This is a genomic window from Litoreibacter meonggei, assembly GCF_003663885.1.
GTDB lineage: Bacteria > Pseudomonadota > Alphaproteobacteria > Rhodobacterales > Rhodobacteraceae > Litoreibacter > Litoreibacter meonggei.
The window spans coordinates 336,351-354,708 of the sequence record NZ_RCCE01000004.1; the positions used below are offsets into that span (position 1 = coordinate 336,351).

The window sequence follows — 18,358 nt, forward strand, 5'->3', positions numbered from 1 at the left end:
GACTTACACCATCACTGCGCCTTTGGTGCCGATGGCGTCCTCGCCGGTATCCTCGCCCATGAGCATCTCGTTATGCGGTGCTCCGGAGGGGATCATGGGGTAGCAGTTTTCGTGCTTCTCGACGCCGCAATCGAAGACCACCGGGCCGTCATGGTTCAGCATTTCCATGATTGCGTCATCCAGATCGGACGGATCAGTGCATTTGATGCCTTTCGCGCCGAAGGCCTGCGCCAGAACGACGAAATCGGGCAGGGCCTCGGACCATGAATGGCTGTAGCGGTTGCCATGCAGCAATTGCTGCCACTGGCGGACCATGCCAAGGCGCTCGTTGTTGAGGATGAACTGTTTGATCGGCAGGTTATATTGCCGCGCGGTGCCCATTTCCTGCATGTTCATCAGCCACGATGCCTCGCCCGCTACGTTGATCACCAACGCATCGGGATGCGCAACCTGCACACCAACAGAGGCGGGCAGGCCGTAGCCCATGGTGCCAAGACCGCCGGAGGTCATCCAGTGGTTGGGGTCTTCAAAGTTCAGATATTGCGCCGCCCACATTTGATGCTGGCCGACCTCGGTGCAGATGAAGCGGTCCTTGCGGTGCTTGGTGAGCGCCTCCAGCCGTTGCAAGGCGTATTGCGGCTTGATGATGGTTTCGGAGTTTTTATATTCCAAGCAACGCTTTGTGCGCCATTCTTCGATCTTTTTCCACCACTTGGCGACGCCATCCTTATGGGTCTTGCGCCCGCGTGATTTCCACACCCGCAGCAGGTCTTCCAGAACATGCGCTACGTCGCCGATGATCGGCACGTCCACATGGATAATCTTGTTGATCGAGGACGCGTCGATGTCGATATGCGCCTTCTTGGAATTGGGCGAAAACGCATCCACGCGGCCCGTGATCCGGTCGTCGAAGCGCGCGCCGATATTGATCATCAGATCGCAGCCATGCATCGCCATGTTAGCCTCGTAAAGCCCGTGCATGCCCAGCATGCCCAACCACTGGTCGCCGGACGCGGGGTAGGCACCCAGACCCATCAGGGTGGAGGTCACGGGGAAGCCGGTTTCCTTCGCCAATTCGCGCAGCAACGCGGTCGCGCTGTCGCCGGAGTTGATGACGCCGCCGCCGGTATAGAGGATCGGGCGCTGCGCCTTTTCCATCATCTCGACCAGTTCGGTGATCTTCTCGATGTCACCCTTCACCTTGGGCGCATAGTGCTGCGTGCTGGCGGCCTTGGGCGGCACATAGGTGCCTTTGGCAAACTGCACGTCCTTGGGAATGTCGACCAGCACGGGGCCGGGGCGGCCGCTGGTCGCCACGTGGAATGCCTGATGGATCACGTCGGACAGCTGGTCGGTGTCCTTGACCAGCCAGTTATGCTTGGAGCAGGGCCGCGTGATGCCGACGGTGTCGGCTTCCTGAAACGCGTCATTGCCGATCATGAAGGTCGGCACCTGACCGCACAAAACGATCATCGGGATGCTGTCCATCAGCGCGTCGGTCATGCCGGTCACTGCGTTGGTGGCACCGGGGCCGGAGGTCACCAGAACAACGCCCGGCTTGCCGGTGGAGCGCGCGTAGCCTTCGGCGGCATGGGTCGCGCCCTGCTCGTGGCGCACAAGGATGTGGTTGATCTTCTCCTGCTGGAAAATCTCGTCATAGATCGGTAGCACGGCGCCGCCGGGATATCCGAATACCGTGTCCACGCCCTGATCTATCAGAGCCTGAACCACCATCTCCGCGCCGGTCATCTGCTTGTTCGCCATCGTGCTGTCCTTAGCTATTCATCTTTTCATCTGCTCACAAAAAAGCCCCCGTGTTTGGCGGGGGCGCATGGTTCCAGTTATGGAGTGTCGTTACCGACCCATGCACCGTTTGACTAGAATGACGACTACATCGGCCATGCCGGATGCTCCTTCGCGAGTGTGCGGGGACATTACCAGCCGATTCAGGGGGGTCAACCGCCAATCGGCTGAATTTTGTGTCTCTGGTGTCGATTTTATTGTATTTTTGTTGCGTCAGCGGCTTGTCTCACGACACTAACTCAAAAATTGGAGACGCAGAATGGCTAAACTGAAGCAGATCACCCCGTTTCTGATGTGTTCGGACATCAGGGCCGAAATCGCGTTTTTTGAGAATTATCTGGGATTCACCACCGGATTTCTGTCCGAGGGGGACTTCGGATACGCCTTTATGCACCGCGACAATGCCGCCGTCCGGCTGTTGACCACAGACGCGGACCTGACCGACGAGAAACGACAGCAGATGGTCTATATTGACGTCGATGATGTGGATGCGCTTTGGGCCGAGTTGGGGCCGAACCTGTCGGAGTTGCCGAAAGGCCGCGTGCGTGCGCCGTTCAACCAGCCCTATAACCAGCGCGAGTTTCACGTGATCGACGAGGGGCCGAACCTGCTGATGTTCGGGCAGGGCATTGACCCTCCGTGATAGGGCCGCGCACGTTTGTGTGAAACCGCGACCCTTTTGCCTGCCGCGCGTTATGTCTTGCAATACCTCGAAAGGATGAATGCGCGTGACCGTATATCTGAACGGGCTTGGCACGGCGGTGCCACCCCATATCCTACCCCAGACGCTGGCCGAAGACACGGCACGAAGGCTGCTTGGCCCGCGCTATGCACAGTTCGAGCGGCTCGCGCCCAGCTTCGCGACCTCCGGCGTCGAGACGCGGTATTCCGTGGTGCCGATCGACTGGTTCACCCATGACAAGGGCTGGACGGAGCGCACCGCCGCGTACACCGAGGGCGCGACGGAGTTGTTCATCGACGCAGCCACCGCTGCCCTGAAGGATGCCGGCCTTTGCGCGGACCAGATCGACACGGTGGTGACGGTCTCCACCACCGGGATCGCCACCCCGACGCTGGAGGCCCGCGCCTTCACCCGTATGGGGTTTCGCCGGGACATCCAGCGCGTGCCGGTCTTCGGCCTTGGCTGCGCCGGCGGCGTCAGCGGTCTGGGCATTGCGCAGCAACTGGCGGCGGGTTGCCCCGGCTCGAAGGTGCTGATGGTGTCGGTCGAGGCGTGCTCGGTGTCGTTCCGCACGGACCGGATGCAAAAGGCCGACGTGATCGCAACCGTGCTGTTCGGCGACGGGGCCGCTGCCGCGGTGCTGTCCACCGAGGGGCAGGGGCCGAAACTTGGGGTAGCACGCCAAATCCTGTGGCCAGACACGTTGGACATCATGGGCTGGGACGTGGACGAGGTCGGGTTGGGCGTGATCTTTGACCGCTCTATCCCCGACTTCGTGACCGCGAACCTGCGCGAGGCCGCGCTCAAGGCGCTTGATCTCAGCGGTCTGGGCGCGGCGAACATTGCGCGTTTCGTCTGCCATCCCGGCGGCGCAAAGGTCGTCACCGCCATCGAACAGTCGCTGTCCTTGCCGCCCGAAAGCCTGAGGGCGGAGCGGGACGTCCTGCGCGACTTTGGCAATATGTCCGCGCCGACGGTGCTGTTCGTGCTAAAGCAGGTGCTCGAAAACAAACAATCGGGCCAGATGGTGCTGGCCGCCCTCGGCCCCGGTTTTACCGGTGCCTTCCTGCCGCTGGAGGCCCCATGACACCCGCCACCCTGTTCCTCGCCTTCATCATCGTGCAGCGCCTGTCCGAGCTGGTCATCGCCAAGCGCAACACCGCGCGGCTCGTGGCGAACGGCGCCACCGAGGTTGGCGCCGCGCATTACCCCGCCATGGTCGCGATGCACACCGCATGGATTGCGGCTCTGGTGGTCTTTGGCTGGCAAAACCCCGTTTCGGTCCCGTGGCTGGTCCTTTTTGCCGCCCTTCAGGTGTTGCGCGTGTGGATATTGCTCACGCTGGGGCGGCGCTGGACCACGCGCATCATCCTCACTGATACGCCCTTGGTCACCACCGGCCCGTTCCGCTACCTGCGCCATCCCAATTATACGCTGGTGGTGGCGGAGATCATCGTCGCGCCGATGGTGCTGGGGCTGGTCTGGGTCGCCGTGGTCTGGACGGTCCTGAATGCGGCGATGCTGTATGTCCGGATCAGCGCCGAGAACGCAGGGCTTGCGCCGCAGCGACGCTAGGGTCACAACTCTCAAGACCCAACACAGGAGCAGCCCCTTGGCCAAGACCCGCATGATCCACGAATTCGGCATGGGCACGTCGCTCCGCCGCCGCGACTACACCGAGGCCGCCGCCCGCGCCATCCGTGACGCGCTCTGGCACAACTCGGTCAGTCTGGCCGAGGCATTCGGCTTCGAGAAATCCGACATGATTATCGACGTGGAAATTGGCGTGCAGACTCCCGAAGAAGTGGATGTCTCCAAGCTGCTCGACATTTTCCCCTACGGCCAGCCCAGTATCACCGTCAAGCAGGGCGGGTTGGACATTCCCAAGCCCGACGGCTCCGGCACCACTGTCATTGCCAACGCCGCCGTCATGGTCAGCTTCGACATGGAGGCTGCGTAATGGAACATCGCATCATTCTTGAGATGGGCACCGGCAACGACCTTTACGGGCACGACTATACCAAGGCGGCCAAACGGGCCATTCACGACGCGCTGCATCATTCGTCGATCGTGATGTTCAAGTCGTTGAACATCCCCCATGAAGAGATGCGCGTGCAGGTCACCATTGGTGTGCAGCAGCCGGAACAACTCGATATTGCGGTCCTGACGGCAGAGCTGCCACGCGGCAAGGCGCAGGTCACAGCCGTGAAGGGCGGGTTGGATGTGCATGACGCGGAAAACGACCAGACCCATGTGATTGCGACCGCGGCAATCGAGGCTTTTGTGCCGATCACGGCCAAAGACTGGAAACTGTCCTAACCTACATCATTGCTTCAAAAATACCTCGGAGGGGTCCGGGGAGGCAGCGCCTCCCCGGCGGGTCGCCGTGCCGAAGGCAAGGCGAAAACACTTATATCGACCGAAGCACTGCGCGGATATATTTTGCGGCCGACCTATAGTGGCTCGCTCCCGCGGCCTCTGCCCACCGTCCCGTGGTCCAGGTGTTGTTGGCGCCCTTCATCGGGCCGCCATAAAGCGCATCTTCTGATGCTCCTTCAATGAATGCCACGAGAGCGGCGTGTCGTTTTGCAAGACGTTCAGTGACGTCGTCCCAACTCAGATCAGCCTGACGCGCCCGCAGGTCAGCATTATATCGTTTTAGATCGTTCCACTTATAGCCTTCGGCGGGGAAGTAGACGGTCCTGCCGGCTTGCCCATCCGTGTACCAGCCCAGAAACAGGTCAATCCAGTGGGCGCGATGCCCGATTACATCCCTAATTGATGTGCCGTCATCACGGATCATCACCTGATCGGCCTTCAATGACGCAATCAGCGTTTCGAGCTTTTCGTACTCTTTGAGTGTGACCGCCAATAGTGCGGCTTTGTCTGTTGCTGCTGGCATGGCTCGCCCCTTTCAACCGAAAGTCTAGCGGCCCGTGAACAAAGCCGCGTTGACCTTTGTCAAACGCGCTTCGCGCACCATCTAGCGCCCAATCACAGTACCCGCGCGATTGCGGTTTGCAGCTTTGAGATGATTTCGTCGATATGCCTATCCTCCATGATAAAGGGCGGCGCGAGAAGGATGTGATCGCCTTGCTTGCCATCAATCGTGCCGCCCATCGGATAGCAAATCAGCCCCGCCTCAAAGGTCTCTTTCTTGAGGGCTTTGTGAAGTGCACGCTCTGGCGCGAAGGGGCGCTTGGTCTCGCGATCCTCTACAAATTCTATCCCGTGAAACAAGCCACGCCCGCGGATATCCCCAATGTTCGGGTGCTGACCAAAAGCCTGCATCAAACCGCTCTGCAGCTTGGCTCCCATGACCGCGCATTTGTCGACCAACCCACCATCGGTCAGCTTGGTCAACACGGCCAAACCCGCGGCACTTGCGGTTGGGTGGCCGACATAAGTGTGCCCATGTTGGAAAAACCCGCTGCCTTGTTCAATCGCGGCATATATCTTTGCGGAACACAGCATTGCCCCGATGGGCTGGTATCCGGCCCCAAGGCCCTTGGCGACAGCAACGATATCGGGGTTGATGCCCTCTTGTTCGCTGGCAAATAACGTGCCGGTGCGCCCCATGCCGCACATCACCTCGTCCAGGATCAAGAGCACGCCATACGTGTCGCAAATCTCCCGGATGCGTTTGAAGTAACCTTCGACAGCAGGAACTGCACCCGCGGTTGCCCCGACGACGGGTTCTGCCACAAACGCGATAACAGCGTCTTCGCCAAGTCTGAGGATCTCTGCCTCAAGCTCGTTCGCCACGCGCAAACCGTAATCCGACGTGGATTCGTCGTCCCGCTTGCCGCGATATTCAAAACACGGCGAGATATGTGTGGTCTCGACCAACAAAGGCGAGAAGGGCGCGCGCCGCCATTCATTTCCACCCGTCGCCAATGCCCCGAGCGTGTTGCCGTGATAGCTTTGTCGTCTTGCAATGACGTGACGGCGCTGAGGTTGGCCTGTTTCCACGAAATATTGCCGCGCCAGTTTCAAAGCGGCCTCCATGGCTTCGGAGCCGCCCGACACAAGATATACGCGATCGATACCCTCAGGAGCATGTGCAATCAACTTGTCGGCCAGTTGTTCCGCCGGATCAGACGTGAAGAAGCTGGTATGCGCGAAAGCGACCTGATCCAGCTGGGCTTTGATGGCGTCTGTTACATCGCGGTCCCCATGACCAAGACAAGACACTGCCGCGCCGCCGGAGCCGTCAAAATATGCCTTGCCTGAATGATCATACAGATAAACACCGTCTCCCTTCGCGACTGTCGGGAGCGAGGATTTTGTATGCCGAGGAAAAACATGTGACACTGGCGTCATTCCTTGATGAGATGAAGAGCTTTACTGAAACATACGAAACTGGCGTTGACAATGTGCTGAAACAATTGGAACATTCTCGGAACTGAAGGCTTCTGGGGGAAGTTTATTTTTTTACAATTGTCATTTGAACAGCAAAGCTCTGGCAAATGCGCGTCATTGAGTGCCACGCTGAACGAGACTGTGGAAGTTGTTGTGTCGACCCCAGTAGGTGCCGCCGCGCGCCGCCTTCGCACAACCACAAGATGCGCAAAACTGTCATTTGCCGTTTTCTTACATCGCGTCGAGAGTCTGATCTCGAGTGCATCAACGACCGGCATGCGCGCTTCTTGGAGATGCGCCGTATCCGTCGAAAACAGAAACCGTCGTTTCGGACGTATCTGGAACGACTAACACCACGACTACATCAACTTTGGGAGACTACTGATGTCGAAAAACTTCAAACTATCCGTAACCACATTCGCTGCGGCGGCCATGTTGGCGCCGGCTGCATTCGCAGAAGAGTTCATCACGATCGGCACCGGCGGTGTCACCGGGGTTTACTACCCGACCGGCGGCGCAATTTGCCGTCTGGTCAACAAAGGCCGCAAAGAGCATGGCATTCGTTGCTCGGTCGAGTCCACGGGTGGGTCGGTTTACAACATCAACACCATCCGCGAAGGCGAGCTGGAATTTGGCGTGGCCCAATCTGACTGGCAGTACCATGCCTATAACGGCACGTCCAAATTCGAAGACGCTGGCCCCTTTGAAGGTCTTCGCGCCGTGTTCTCCGTACACCCCGAGCCCTTCACCGTTGTGGCCCGTGCGGATTCAGGCATCACCAATTTCGATGACCTGAAAGGCAAGCGTGTCAATATCGGCAACCCTGGTTCCGGCGCGCGTGGCACGATGGAAGTTCTGATGGGGGCCAAAGGATGGACCACCGATGACTTCACTCTGGCATCCGAATTGAAGCCTGCCGAGCAATCCGCTGCGCTGTGTGACAACCAGATCGACGCTATGGTCTTCACGGTTGGCCACCCTTCTGGCACCATCCAAGAAGCGACCACTGCTTGTGACTCCGTGCTGGTTACCGTCGATGGCGATTCCGTAAGCGCGCTGATCGCAGATAACTCTTTCTACCGGACAGCTACAGTTCCCGGTGGAATGTATCGCGGCAACGACAGCGACGTAGCCACGTTTGGTGTGGGTGCGACTTTCGTGACGTCGACAGCCGTTTCGGATGACGCGGTTTATGCCGTCGTCAGCGCAGTGTTCGAAAACTTCGACGACTTCAAGAAACTGCACCCTGCATTTGCAAATCTCGACCCTAAAGAGATGGCGACTGCTGGTCTGTCCGCTCCGCTGCACCCCGGTGCTGCGAAGTACTACAAAGAAAAAGGTCTGATCGAGTAAGGTCATACCTATCGGGAGCGGGCGGCAACGCCCCTCCCACGCTGCCTCAATGAACAAAAAGCGCTGATAAAATTCAGACATTCCGACCGGGGGACACATGACAGATAATCAATCTCAGAACCGCGCCTTGAGCGAGGAAGAGCTACAGGATCTCGTAGCCTCGTCCGACGCCGGCGCGCGCGACCCGGCCGGAGGCGTCGGCACGCTTCTTGCGGTTGTCGCCGTTGTTTGGTCCTTGTTTCAGGTCCTGCTCGCGTCACCCCTGGCGAACTACATCTTGCCCGGTGACATCATCAATAATTCCCGGCAGGTTCACCTTGCCTTTGCGGTCTTCCTCGCCTTTATGGCGTATCCCGCCTTCAAATCCAGCCCGCGCCATTACATTCCCATCGCCGATTGGATCCTTGGCCTCGCAGGCGCGTTCATCGCGATGTACGGGTTTATTTTCTACCAGAAGATCGTCGACGCAGGCGGCCTTGCCGACGACATGGATAAGTGGTTCGCGCTCGCGGGCTTGCTGATCCTGTTCGAGGGCGCGCGCCGCGCGCTTGGCCCCGCCATGGCGATTATCGCCACGATCTTCCTCGCCTATGTGTTCTTCGGATCCTCGGACCTAGTGCCCGACGTTATCCGCTGGAAAGGCGCATCGCTGAAAAAAGCCATGAGCCATATGTGGATCACCTCGGAAGGGGTCTTCGGTATTGCTTTGGGTGTATCGACGAAATTCGTGTTCCTGTTCGTGTTGTTCGGGGCCTTGCTCGATAAAGCGGGTGCCGGCAACTATTTCATCAAAATGGCGTTTGGTGCGCTTGGCCACCTTAAAGGTGGACCTGCGAAAGCTGCTGTTGTGGGCTCCGCTGCAACCGGCCTGATCTCGGGCTCGTCCATCGCTAACGTTGTGACCACAGGTACGTTCACTATCCCACTGATGAAACGCGTGGGCTTCTCGGCCGAGAAGGCTGGCGCGGTCGAGGTTGCGTCCTCGGTCAATGGCCAGATCATGCCGCCGGTCATGGGTGCTGCGGCGTTCTTGATGGTCGAGTATGTGGGCATCTCCTATGTGGAGGTCATCACGCACGCGTTCCTGCCGGCGACGATTTCCTATATCGCGCTGGTCTATATCGTTCACTTGGAAGCGGTGAAGAGCAACATGCCGACGCTGGGCAACCGCGTTGTGTCGATGGGCAAAACCATCGGTGGCATGATGGCATTCTTCTTCGGCTTTGCTGCGCTTTGCTACGGGGTTCAGTATCCGGTAGCTTGGGTTGCCGCCATCGCCGGTGACGCGTCCGGTACGGTCATGTCGATCCTGATCTTTGCGGCGTATGCCGGATTGTTGTGGCTGGCCGCGAGCGTTCCAGATCTGGAGCCAGACGACCCCAATGCCGAAGAGGTGGAACTCCCTGTCGTGGGTGAGATTTACAAATCCGGTCTATACTATCTGCTGCCAATCATCGTTCTGGTCTACTTCCTGATGATCGAGCAAAAATCCCCCGGCCTTTCGGCCTTCTGGGCGACGATGCTGCTCTTCGTGATCTTGCTCACACAAAAACCGCTTAAGGCGATTTTCCGTGGTGAGAGCCAGATGATGAACAGCTTTAAAGATGGCGTCGCGGACTTGATCCAAGGCCTCATCGACGGCGCGCGCAACATGATCGGGATCGGCCTTGCCACGGCAACAGCCGGCGTGATCGTGGGGACAGTGACCCTGACAGGGGTTGGCCAAGTTATGGCTGATCTGGTCGAGTTCCTGTCCGGCGGCAATTTGATCTTGATGCTGGTGATGGTGGGCTTGCTATCGCTCATCCTTGGCATGGGTTTGCCGACAACGGCGAACTACATCGTTGTGTCGTCTCTTATGGCTGGTGTTGTGGTCGAGCTTGGGGCGCAATCAGGTCTGATCGTGCCGCTGATCGCGGTCCACCTGTTCGTGTTCTACTTCGGCATCATGGCCGATGTGACGCCACCTGTGGGTCTTGCCAGTTTCGCCGCCGCAGCCGTGTCTGGTGGCGATGCCATCAAAACCGGCTTCGTGGCGTTCTTCTACAGCTTGCGCACCGTGGCCTTGCCCTTCGTGTTCATCTTCAACACTGACTTGTTGTTGATTGATGTGACGTGGGTCCAAGGCATCTTGGTGTTCATAACGGCGTCAATCGCGATCCTTGTCTTCACGGCAGGGACGATGGGCTGGTTCCTGACCAAAAGCCGCATCTATGAAAGCGTCGCATTGGTTCTGATCGCTTTTGCGTTGTTCCGTCCGGACTTCGTGATGGACCGTATCCAGCCGCCATTCGCGCAGGTTGAGCCCGCCGGGTTTGCAACGGCTCTTGGCAATGCGTCTGAAGGCGACGAGATACGATTGGTCGTCTCCGGCCCTGACTTTGACACGGGCGAGACCAAGGAAACCACGCTGGTTCTACCGGTCGGTGCGGGTTCTGAAGACGAGCGCATGACCGCGTCCGGCCTGCTGTTGTTGGAAGAAGATGGCGTTGTGAAAATGGACGAGCCGTCCTTCGGATCACCCTTCGCCGACACGCTTCAGAGCTTTGATTTCTATGGCGACAATCCGGTGCAAATTGCCTCGGTCAAAGCGCCGGCCAATCAGATGCCCAAAGAACTTGTGTTCATTCCGGCACTGATATTCCTTGCTTTCATCGCCTTCCTGCAACGTGCCCGCATCTCTCGTGAAGGAGTTCCAGCATGACCAATTCAGTTCTGTGTGCCGTCGATGTCAGCAATGGTGACGACGACATAAACGTCATTCAGGCCGCTGCACGTTTGGCGGCGCTGGACGATGCACAGTTGGATGTTGTCGCGGTTGTTCCGGACTATGGGTTGAGCCAAGTCGGCGCGTTCTTCAGCAAGGACCATCACGACACGATGGTCGATGAGGCTAAGGTTCACCTCAATGCGCTGGTCACCAAGGCACTGGATGCGGCGCAAAATGCCAAGGTAAGGCATGTGGTCGCGACAGGGCGTATTTATGTGGAAGTTCTGTCCCTAGCCAAGAAGAGCAAGGCTTCGCTGATTGTTGTCGGATCGCACAAGGCTGACTTTTCCGATTACTTGTTGGGGCCAAACGCGTCGCGCATCGTCAGGCACGCGACATGCTCTGTCTATGTAGTTCGCTAGGAGAGACTGGCACCTAAAACTCCACGCCGGTGCCTTGCAGCACGCCATGCTCCATCGCGTAGCGTGTAAGGCCGGCGGTCGAGTTGATGCCGAGCTTGCGTTTGATGTTCTTGCGGTGCGTTTCGACTGTATGGACGGATATATCCAACTCCACCGCCACTTCCTTGTTCGACTTGCCCTGCGCCAGTTGCAGCAAAATCGTCTGTTCCCGTGCCGTCAGCGCCTCGCGCGTGTCGTTGCTACTGGGGGAGATCGACGCTGTCGCCCCGCCACATAGATAGGTCTCGCCGCGCATGACGGCCTGAATGGCGGTATGAATTTCTTCGGTCGGAATATCCTTCAACAGATAGCCGCGCGCACCGTGTGACATGGCGGTCGAAACATATTCCGGCGCGTCATGCATCGACAGGATCAGGATGCGGGTCTCGGGGTTTTTCTCCAGCAATATTTCGGTGGCGGTTAATCCACCCATCTGCGGCATGTTTAAATCCATCAAGATCACGTCGGGGTCCAGATCGTCGACCTGATCCAGCACTTCTTGACCGTTGCTGAGCGTCGCGATCACCTCGATATCGTCGTAGCTTTCCAGAATGGCGCAAATGCCATCGGCCACCATCGGATGGTCGTCCGCGATCAAGACTTTGATGGCTGCGCTCATGCGGTTTTCCTCGGTTTGGGGGCTGGGGACTCTGACATGGTTTCCGGTGACAACATATGGCTCAGCGGAACGGAGGCTTCAATAATGGTGCCGTTCTCGCTCGACAAGACGCGCAGCGTGCCTTTGAGCTGGTCAATGCGTTCTTGCATGTTTCGCAATCCAAGCCCGCCCACGCCATCGCGGGCGCTTCTGTCTGAAATGCCCGTGCCATTGTCGGTAATCCGCATGGTCGCCCCTGATCGGTGGCCGAACACTTCAATGGAGACATGGTTGGCCTCCGCATGGCGCTCCACATTGGTTAGCGCCTCTTGGGCGATCCGGTACAGTGCAATCTTTGCGTCCTTGTCCAAGCGGTTGCGGAATACCACAGTCTTGAACTCGGTCTTGATGCTGGTGCGGCGGGCGAACTCGTCAATCAGTGATTTCAGGGCCGGTCCCAACCCCAGGTCATCCAGCACGCCGGGACGCAAATCAGCCGATATACGCCGGACTTCATGGATGGCCTCGGTCAATCCGCCTATGCCTTTATCAAGGCTTTCCGAGGCTCGTGGATCGCCGCCCATCACCCGCTTGCGCGCCAACTCCAACGTGTAGCGGATCCCGATCAGGATTTGGCTGATGCTGTCATGCAATTCGCGGGCCACTCGCCCGCGCTCTTCTTCCTGTGTGTCGATAATCCGCTCGGTCAAGGCACGCAGTTTGGTGTCAGCAAGGCGGCGTTCGCGTAAATTCAGCAGCAAACCGGCGACAAATACGCCGAACAGGGCGAGGATCGTGATCAGAACGATATAGATGAATGTCTTCTGGATACGCGCCTGAACCTCGGCCTCGGCAGCGGCGACGGTACTGAGTACGTCATCAATAAAGATACCGGTGCCAAGCGCCCATTTCCAGTCCTGCAACCCGATCACATAGACCACCATCCGGGCGGTTTCGCGGGTCGACGGCTTGGCCCAATCGTAAGCGTGGTACCCTCCACCGGATCGCGCGGTGTCGATGATTGTGTCGACCACTGGTACGCCGTTCAGGTCACTTAGCCCTTTCCAGTTCTTACCGATCAGGAAGGTTTGGCGCGGCGACACGAGGTTGTTGCCATCGTAGTCATACACAAAGAAAAATCCGTCTTGACCGTAGATCATGGCGCTAAGCGTCTGTTGCACCTTGATTTTAGCGACTTCATCGTCAGGTGCCGCATTGCCGTAGACCGAGCCTATCGCTGTGCGCGCCAACGACAGGTAGTTTTTCAACTCCGCTCTTTTGGCCTCGATCAACTGCGATTCTAGTTCGCGAATTTCGCGCGCCGCCAGCTGGCGTGACTGCACCGTGACCACAGCGGAAATCGCCGCCACCGCCAGCACAAGGGGCAGGGTGGTCAGCAGAAAAATCTTCTGCCGATAGTTGAACGCAAGCCGCGCCCTTATCTGGGTCCACAGATGAAACATGAACTGGCCGCTCCTCCCTGAGACGACGGGGCTAGGATGCGCCACGCGGTTCAAGGCGTCAATGAGATGCCATAAGCCGTTCGTGTCGCGATTTTTTTTCCAATCTACCCAGCGATGGGTATTTAGCTTCCTGAAAAGCCTGCGTAAGGTCGCGGCACTTGTAACGATCCGTCGAGTCACCGGTTATCCTGTGACCCGATGAAACCTTTGGGAGGAGAACCTATGGATCGTCGTTCTTTTTTGAAAACATCCGCACTTGGCGGCACCGCAGCGGCAGCAACGACTGCGCTGGCCGCACCGGCCTATGCGCAAGGTAAGCGCACGCTGACCATGGTCACGACGTGGGGTCGTGGCCTTGCGGGTGTGTTTGACGCTGCTCAGCACGCGGCTGACAGCATCACTGCCATGTCCGACGGCAACCTCACGGTTGACGTCAAAGCTGCGGGCGAGCTGGTTGGCGCGTTCGAAGTGTTTGACGCCGTGACCTCTGGTCAGGCCGACATGTATCACGGCGCTGACTACTACTTCGTAGGTCAGCACCCGGGCTATGCGTTCTTCACCTCCGTGCCATTCGGCATGACTGCGCAAGAGCTGGCCAACTGGTATTACCACGGCAACGGCCACGCGCTGCATGACGAGCTGGGCGAAATCTTCGGTCTGAAATCCTTCCTCGGCGGCAACACCGGCGCGCAGGCTGGTGGCTGGTTCCGCAAGGAAATCAATGGCCCCGAAGACTTCAACGGTCTGAAATTCCGCATGCCGGGCCTTGGCGGTCTTGCACTTGGTAAACTGGGTGCATCGGTGCAGAACCTGCCCGGGTCCGAAGTGTATCAAGCACTGGCGTCCGGCGCTATCGACGGCACGGAATGGATCGGCCCATGGGCTGACGAAAAAGCTGGTTTCCAAGAGATCACCAAGACCTACTACACCGCTGGTTTCCACGAGCCGGGCGCGGGTCTGTCGATCGCAACCAACCGCGAAGTCTACGACTCGCTGTCGCCTGCGCATCAGAAGATCGTCGAGATCGCATCCGCCGAGGCCCACCAGTGGAACCTCGCGCAGTTCCTCAACAACAACGGTGCGGCACTTCAGCGTCTGCAGTCTGCTGGTGTGAAAACGCTGGAATTCCCCGACTCTGTTTGGGATGCGTTCGGCAAGGCTTCCGACGAAGTGCACCAAGAGAACATGGGTGACGAGCTCTACAAGAAGATCTTCGACGATTACCAAGCGTCGATGAAAGCGTCTTCCGCGTGGATTCAGAAGTCCGAAAGCGCCTATCGCGCCCAGCGTGACCGCGTTCTTGGCTAAGGTCAGCTTTGCCCGATAGGGCGCTGATTAAAATACAATTTTGGCCCTCCTCTGCCGGGGAGGGCCAAAACACCCAACTGGGCCGCCACGGGGAGTTTGGCGGCGTTTTGGTATAACGGGGGGCACGCCATGCTGGACGCAATCGTCTGGTTCTTCACCAACATCGCCACATCATTCTACAACTTTGCCTATGCGATCACGCATCCGGGGCAATGGCTGTCTTGGCTGCCCTATATCAACCAAACCCTGCCAACGACCGAGCACAAACAAGCCTTAATGCGCTTCATTTACTATGGTGCGTCGGTGGAGCTGTTCTTCGTCATCCTGTCCGCCTTCCTTGTGCTGGTGGCCATCGGGTTGTGGCGCAATGAATTCATGTGGGGATGCGTGCGCAAGCTGGAAGGCTTCGCAAATGGTGTGGGCCGGATCGCTGCATGGGCCGGACTGATCATGGTGATGCAGCAAATCGTCATCATCTTCATGCAGCGCATCTTTGCGCGCGCCGAAATCTCCATGGGCTTCGGCATGAGCTTTTCCAAGGACATCAGCTGGTGGGCCGAGGAGTTGAAGCTCTACAACGCCCTCGTGGTGGCCTTATGCGTCACCTACACGTTCGTGCAGGGCAGCCATGTGCGTGTGGATCTGGTGTATTCCGCCGTGAGTTACCGCACTAAGAAGACCATCGACATGGTCGGCTCAATCTTGTTCATGATGCCAGTTGCCGTCCTGACATGGCTCTATGGCTGGTTTTTCATGTGGAGGCATCTGGTGGTGCCAAATCCGTCCGCGTCCGATGCGCTGGACAAACTGATGCTGAAATCGCGCGCGTTGCGCTGGAATATCGAGACCATCGGGTTCTCGCCCAACGGCTTCAACGCTTACTTCCTCTTCAAGATATTGTTGTGCCTGTTCACCGCCATGGTGTTCTTGCAAGCAATAGCCTTCTTCATGCGTTCGTATCTGGAACGCAAGGAAGGGCCGGAGAGTGAGGGCAAATACCTCGACAAAGACGTGCTGGGCGACGAAGACGCCGAGTTGGTCGCAAATATTCACTAAGGGGCTGAACCAATGCTTTTCGGATTAGATGGCGTCGAAGTCGGCCTTATCATCGTTTTTCTCTGCCTCTTTGGTGGCATCCTGTCTGGCTTCCCTGTGGCGTTTGCCATTGGCGGCTCCGCGGTTATTTCCTTCGCGATTATCGCGGCGCTCGATACCGGCGGGTTGCTGATCCATCAGGCAATTGACTCAGGGTCGGCTGAATATGCAGCCTTGATCGCCGAAGGCTTGAAGCCCGAAACAATATCGGTTTTCCGATACCCCGACTTGCCGCGACTGCCCGAGCCTGTGTTCGTACAGGGTTGGGAAACGGCGTTGGACCGCAACGTGTCGTTCATTGTGAACCGCATCAACGAGCGGGTGCTGGCCGGTGCCTCGATCGAGACCTTGCTGGCGGTGTTGATGTTCGTGTTGATGGGCATCACGCTGGAACGCTCCAAAATCGCCAATGACCTGCTGACCACCATGGCTCGCGTGTTCGGCCCGCTGCCCGGCGGTTTGGCCGTATCTGTGGTCCTTGTGGGCGCATTCTTGGCAGCTTCGACGGGTATCGTCGGTGCCACGGTTGTCACCATGGGCTTGCTATCGCTGCCGACGATGCTGCGCAACGGCTACTCGCCAGAGCTGGCAACCGGCGTCATCGCGGCGTCTGGCACGCTGGGCCAGATCATCCCGCCCTCCATCGTGATCGTGCTGCTCGGCACCTTGGCGGGGGATCTCTATTCTGCCGCCCAAGAAGCCCGCGCCCAAGAGGTCGGCTGTTCCGACGCGCTCACCTATCTGGGCGAACCCGCTGTGGTGTCCGTCGGCACCTTGTTCCAAGCCGCCCTGTTGCCCGGCATTATGCTGGCGCTGCTCTACGCGCTTTATGCCTTTGGTTACGCGGTGCTGAACCCGTCCAAGGCCCCGGCTGTCGAGTTGGGGGCCGCCAATGGCGAGCCGATCCGCCGCTCCGAGGCGCTGACATGGTTCCTGTTCGCACCGATCGGGCTGATCGTAGGGCTGATCTTGTTGATGCAGGTCAACGTCATCGGCTCGCAGAACTTTCAGGTGGATAGCTTCTCTGATGCCGGTCAATCGTCATCGCTTCGCACCAATGTGTCCGAGCAATGTGCAGGCGCTATGATCGATCTGCACGGCCAAGAGGCGTGGGACACCGCGCTCTCCGAACAAGAGACCATCGACGCCGCGGGTGGAGTTGTCCAATCTGTCAAGCTGACCGAGGACGAGTTGGCCGCAGCTATTGACGCCAAAGTGGCCGCTGCGGCGCCAATCGGCACTGGTATCTCGGTTGGCTTGCTGCTTTTTGCGATGATGTTTGTCGTCGCACGCGGCGTGTCGCCCTCGGCAAGCCCGATCCCGCTTATCGTCGGGACTGCGGGCATCTTGTTGGCGATGCTGGTGGATACGCTGCTGATTGCCCCGACAACTTCACCGGGGGTCACTTTCCTGCTGCTACTCATCCCGCTGGCGCTGATCCTCTATGGTGCCAAACACGCGGCAGCCATCCTTGGCAGCAACGATCTGATCCGCGTGGTTTTCCCACCGTTGGTGCTGATCGTGGCCGTTCTTGGCTCGATCCTTGGCGGCATTACCAACCCGACACCGGCAGCGGCACTTGGGGCAGGCGGGGCAATCATGCTTGCGGCCTACCGCAAGTTGCAGGATGAGGGTCGCTCTGGTCGCATCGTGATCTGGACCACATTTGCGATCATCATCATGATCCTCGTCGGGGTGAACTTCGATCTGCGCGTGAATATCGAGCAGGTCAGTTTCGAGAACACGCTAGCCTTCCTTGTGGCGCAAGCCGCCTATCTCTTTGCCATGTTCGGCCTGCTATATGGCTGCTACGTGCTGTGGAACTACGGCGTTCTTAGCCCGGTAGTGCGCGAAACCGCCAAGGTGACGTCGATGGTGTTTACGATCCTCATCGGGTCGCAATTACTGAACCTCGTGGTCATCTCCTTCGGCGGGGAGCACTACATCCAGCAGTTCCTGAAGTCCTTCGACAGCGAATTTCAGGTCTTCATTATCGTGATGCTGGTCTTGTTCGTGCTGGGCTTCGTGCTCGATTTCCTAGAGATCATCTACATCGTGATCCCCATCGTCGGCCCCGTCATTTATGGCGGCACGATGGACCCGAAATGGGTGACGATCATGATCGCAGTGAACCTGCAAACCTCGTTCCTGACGCCGCCCTTCGGCTTTGCGCTATTCTACTTGCGCGGCGTTGCCCCGAAAGAGGTCACGACAGGGCATATCTATCGCGGGATCATCCCATTCGTGCTGATCCAGGTCTTCGCGCTTGGCTTGCTGGCACTGTTCCCGTCGGTGGTCACAATATTGCCGAATCTGATCGGTAACTAACCTCGGAGGCCTGCCGCGTCCTTGTCCGCGGCAGGTCAAAAAATCGTGTAGAAATGTTTCAGCACATTCCTCAAAAGTGAGGTATTTCTGTCAACTGGGCGACAACCCGCTGATTTCGCCACCCTATAAGCTTGAACGGTATGGTAACGAGTAATTTGTTTTCCCCGTGTCTTGCTTTTGAATGCGGTCTAATTG

The 18,358-nt window shown here is 58.2% G+C and carries 16 protein-coding genes; 11 read left to right on the top strand and 5 right to left on the bottom strand.

What is annotated here, in order from left to right; translation table 11 throughout:
* Positions 1-3: 3 nt before the first annotated feature.
* A complete protein-coding gene (locus BCF46_RS13590) occupies positions 4-1,764 on the bottom strand; it encodes an acetolactate synthase 3 large subunit (protein ID WP_121025155.1) in 1,761 nt (586 codons plus the stop codon).
* 298 nt (positions 1,765-2,062) lie between these two features.
* On the opposite strand from BCF46_RS13590, the gene BCF46_RS13595 reads away from it, so the two are divergent.
* From BCF46_RS13595 to BCF46_RS13615, 5 genes are all read left to right on the top strand, one after another.
* Complete coding sequence (locus tag BCF46_RS13595) at positions 2,063-2,446, top strand: bleomycin resistance protein (protein WP_121025158.1); 384 nt, start codon at positions 2,063-2,065, stop codon at positions 2,444-2,446.
* A gap of 85 nt (positions 2,447-2,531) precedes the next feature.
* Entirely contained in the window at positions 2,532-3,572 is a 1,041-nt protein-coding gene (locus BCF46_RS13600; protein ID WP_245990138.1) for a type III polyketide synthase, read from the top strand.
* Positions 3,569-4,060: an isoprenylcysteine carboxyl methyltransferase family protein gene (locus tag BCF46_RS13605; protein WP_121025164.1), complete on the top strand. Its 492-nt coding sequence runs from the start codon at positions 3,569-3,571 to the stop codon at positions 4,058-4,060. Before BCF46_RS13600 ends, BCF46_RS13605 begins: the two co-directional genes overlap by 4 nt.
* A gap of 37 nt (positions 4,061-4,097) precedes the next feature.
* On the top strand, positions 4,098-4,445 hold the full coding sequence (locus BCF46_RS13610; RefSeq protein WP_121025168.1) for a Lin0512 family protein: 348 nt from the start codon (positions 4,098-4,100) through the stop codon (positions 4,443-4,445).
* The gene (locus BCF46_RS13615) at positions 4,445-4,804 is read left to right on the top strand and encodes a Lin0512 family protein (protein WP_121025171.1); all 360 of its coding nucleotides are present in this window, start codon (positions 4,445-4,447) and stop codon (positions 4,802-4,804) included. Before BCF46_RS13610 ends, BCF46_RS13615 begins: the two co-directional genes overlap by 1 nt.
* 91 nt (positions 4,805-4,895) lie before the next feature.
* Here the strand turns inward: BCF46_RS13615 and BCF46_RS13620 are convergent, their stop codons facing one another.
* Positions 4,896-5,387 (bottom strand): ClbS/DfsB family four-helix bundle protein, encoded by a 492-nt coding sequence (locus tag BCF46_RS13620; RefSeq protein WP_121025174.1) that lies wholly within the window; start codon positions 5,385-5,387, stop codon positions 4,896-4,898.
* 92 nt (positions 5,388-5,479) lie between these two features.
* A complete protein-coding gene (locus tag BCF46_RS13625; protein WP_121025177.1) occupies positions 5,480-6,799 on the bottom strand; it encodes an aspartate aminotransferase family protein in 1,320 nt (439 codons plus the stop codon).
* A 432-nt stretch (positions 6,800-7,231) separates the two neighbouring features.
* Between BCF46_RS13625 and BCF46_RS13630 the strand changes: the two genes are divergently transcribed.
* From BCF46_RS13630 to BCF46_RS13640, 3 genes are all read left to right on the top strand, one after another.
* Entirely contained in the window at positions 7,232-8,200 is a 969-nt protein-coding gene (locus tag BCF46_RS13630; RefSeq protein ID WP_121025180.1) for a TAXI family TRAP transporter solute-binding subunit, read from the top strand.
* A gap of 97 nt (positions 8,201-8,297) precedes the next feature.
* The gene (locus tag BCF46_RS13635; protein WP_121025183.1) at positions 8,298-10,904 is read left to right on the top strand and encodes a TRAP transporter permease; all 2,607 of its coding nucleotides are present in this window, start codon (positions 8,298-8,300) and stop codon (positions 10,902-10,904) included.
* A complete protein-coding gene (locus tag BCF46_RS13640) occupies positions 10,901-11,332 on the top strand; it encodes a universal stress protein (RefSeq protein WP_121025186.1) in 432 nt (143 codons plus the stop codon). Before BCF46_RS13635 ends, BCF46_RS13640 begins: the two co-directional genes overlap by 4 nt.
* A gap of 13 nt (positions 11,333-11,345) precedes the next feature.
* On the opposite strand, the gene BCF46_RS13645 is transcribed toward BCF46_RS13640, so the two are convergent.
* Both BCF46_RS13645 and BCF46_RS13650 read right to left on the bottom strand, forming a co-directional pair.
* Positions 11,346-11,990, bottom strand: coding sequence for a response regulator transcription factor (locus BCF46_RS13645; RefSeq protein WP_121025189.1), 645 nt, complete (start codon positions 11,988-11,990; stop codon positions 11,346-11,348).
* Positions 11,987-13,432: a cache domain-containing protein gene (locus BCF46_RS13650; protein WP_121025192.1), complete on the bottom strand. Its 1,446-nt coding sequence runs from the start codon at positions 13,430-13,432 to the stop codon at positions 11,987-11,989. Before BCF46_RS13650 ends, BCF46_RS13645 begins: the two co-directional genes overlap by 4 nt.
* Positions 13,433-13,654: 222 nt before the next feature.
* On the opposite strand from BCF46_RS13650, the gene BCF46_RS13655 reads away from it, so the two are divergent.
* From BCF46_RS13655 to BCF46_RS13665, 3 genes are all read left to right on the top strand, one after another.
* The gene (locus BCF46_RS13655; RefSeq protein ID WP_121025195.1) at positions 13,655-14,740 is read left to right on the top strand and encodes a TRAP transporter substrate-binding protein; all 1,086 of its coding nucleotides are present in this window, start codon (positions 13,655-13,657) and stop codon (positions 14,738-14,740) included.
* Between the two features lie 129 nt (positions 14,741-14,869).
* A complete protein-coding gene (locus tag BCF46_RS13660) occupies positions 14,870-15,796 on the top strand; it encodes a TRAP transporter small permease subunit (protein ID WP_121025197.1) in 927 nt (308 codons plus the stop codon).
* A 12-nt stretch (positions 15,797-15,808) separates the two neighbouring features.
* Positions 15,809-18,163 (top strand): TRAP transporter large permease, encoded by a 2,355-nt coding sequence (locus tag BCF46_RS13665; RefSeq protein ID WP_121025201.1) that lies wholly within the window; start codon positions 15,809-15,811, stop codon positions 18,161-18,163.
* Positions 18,164-18,358 lie beyond the last annotated feature (195 nt).

Excerpts from the sequence above, each read along its gene's own strand:
- BCF46_RS13590 (WP_121025155.1), bottom strand. The coding sequence starts at position 1,764 with ATGGCGAACAAGCAGATGACCGGCGCGGAGATGGTGGTTCAGGCTCTG.
- BCF46_RS13595 (WP_121025158.1), top strand. The coding sequence starts at position 2,063 with ATGGCTAAACTGAAGCAGATCACCCCGTTTCTGATGTGTTCGGACATC.
- BCF46_RS13605 (WP_121025164.1), top strand. The coding sequence starts at position 3,569 with ATGACACCCGCCACCCTGTTCCTCGCCTTCATCATCGTGCAGCGCCTG.
- BCF46_RS13615 (WP_121025171.1), top strand. The coding sequence starts at position 4,445 with ATGGAACATCGCATCATTCTTGAGATGGGCACCGGCAACGACCTTTAC.
- BCF46_RS13620 (WP_121025174.1), bottom strand. The coding sequence starts at position 5,387 with ATGCCAGCAGCAACAGACAAAGCCGCACTATTGGCGGTCACACTCAAA.
- BCF46_RS13630 (WP_121025180.1), top strand. The coding sequence starts at position 7,232 with ATGTCGAAAAACTTCAAACTATCCGTAACCACATTCGCTGCGGCGGCC.
- BCF46_RS13635 (WP_121025183.1), top strand. The coding sequence starts at position 8,298 with ATGACAGATAATCAATCTCAGAACCGCGCCTTGAGCGAGGAAGAGCTA.
- BCF46_RS13640 (WP_121025186.1), top strand. The coding sequence starts at position 10,901 with ATGACCAATTCAGTTCTGTGTGCCGTCGATGTCAGCAATGGTGACGAC.
- BCF46_RS13645 (WP_121025189.1), bottom strand. The coding sequence starts at position 11,990 with ATGAGCGCAGCCATCAAAGTCTTGATCGCGGACGACCATCCGATGGTG.
- BCF46_RS13650 (WP_121025192.1), bottom strand. The coding sequence starts at position 13,432 with ATGTTTCATCTGTGGACCCAGATAAGGGCGCGGCTTGCGTTCAACTAT.
- BCF46_RS13655 (WP_121025195.1), top strand. The coding sequence starts at position 13,655 with ATGGATCGTCGTTCTTTTTTGAAAACATCCGCACTTGGCGGCACCGCA.
- BCF46_RS13660 (WP_121025197.1), top strand. The coding sequence starts at position 14,870 with ATGCTGGACGCAATCGTCTGGTTCTTCACCAACATCGCCACATCATTC.
- BCF46_RS13665 (WP_121025201.1), top strand. The coding sequence starts at position 15,809 with ATGCTTTTCGGATTAGATGGCGTCGAAGTCGGCCTTATCATCGTTTTT.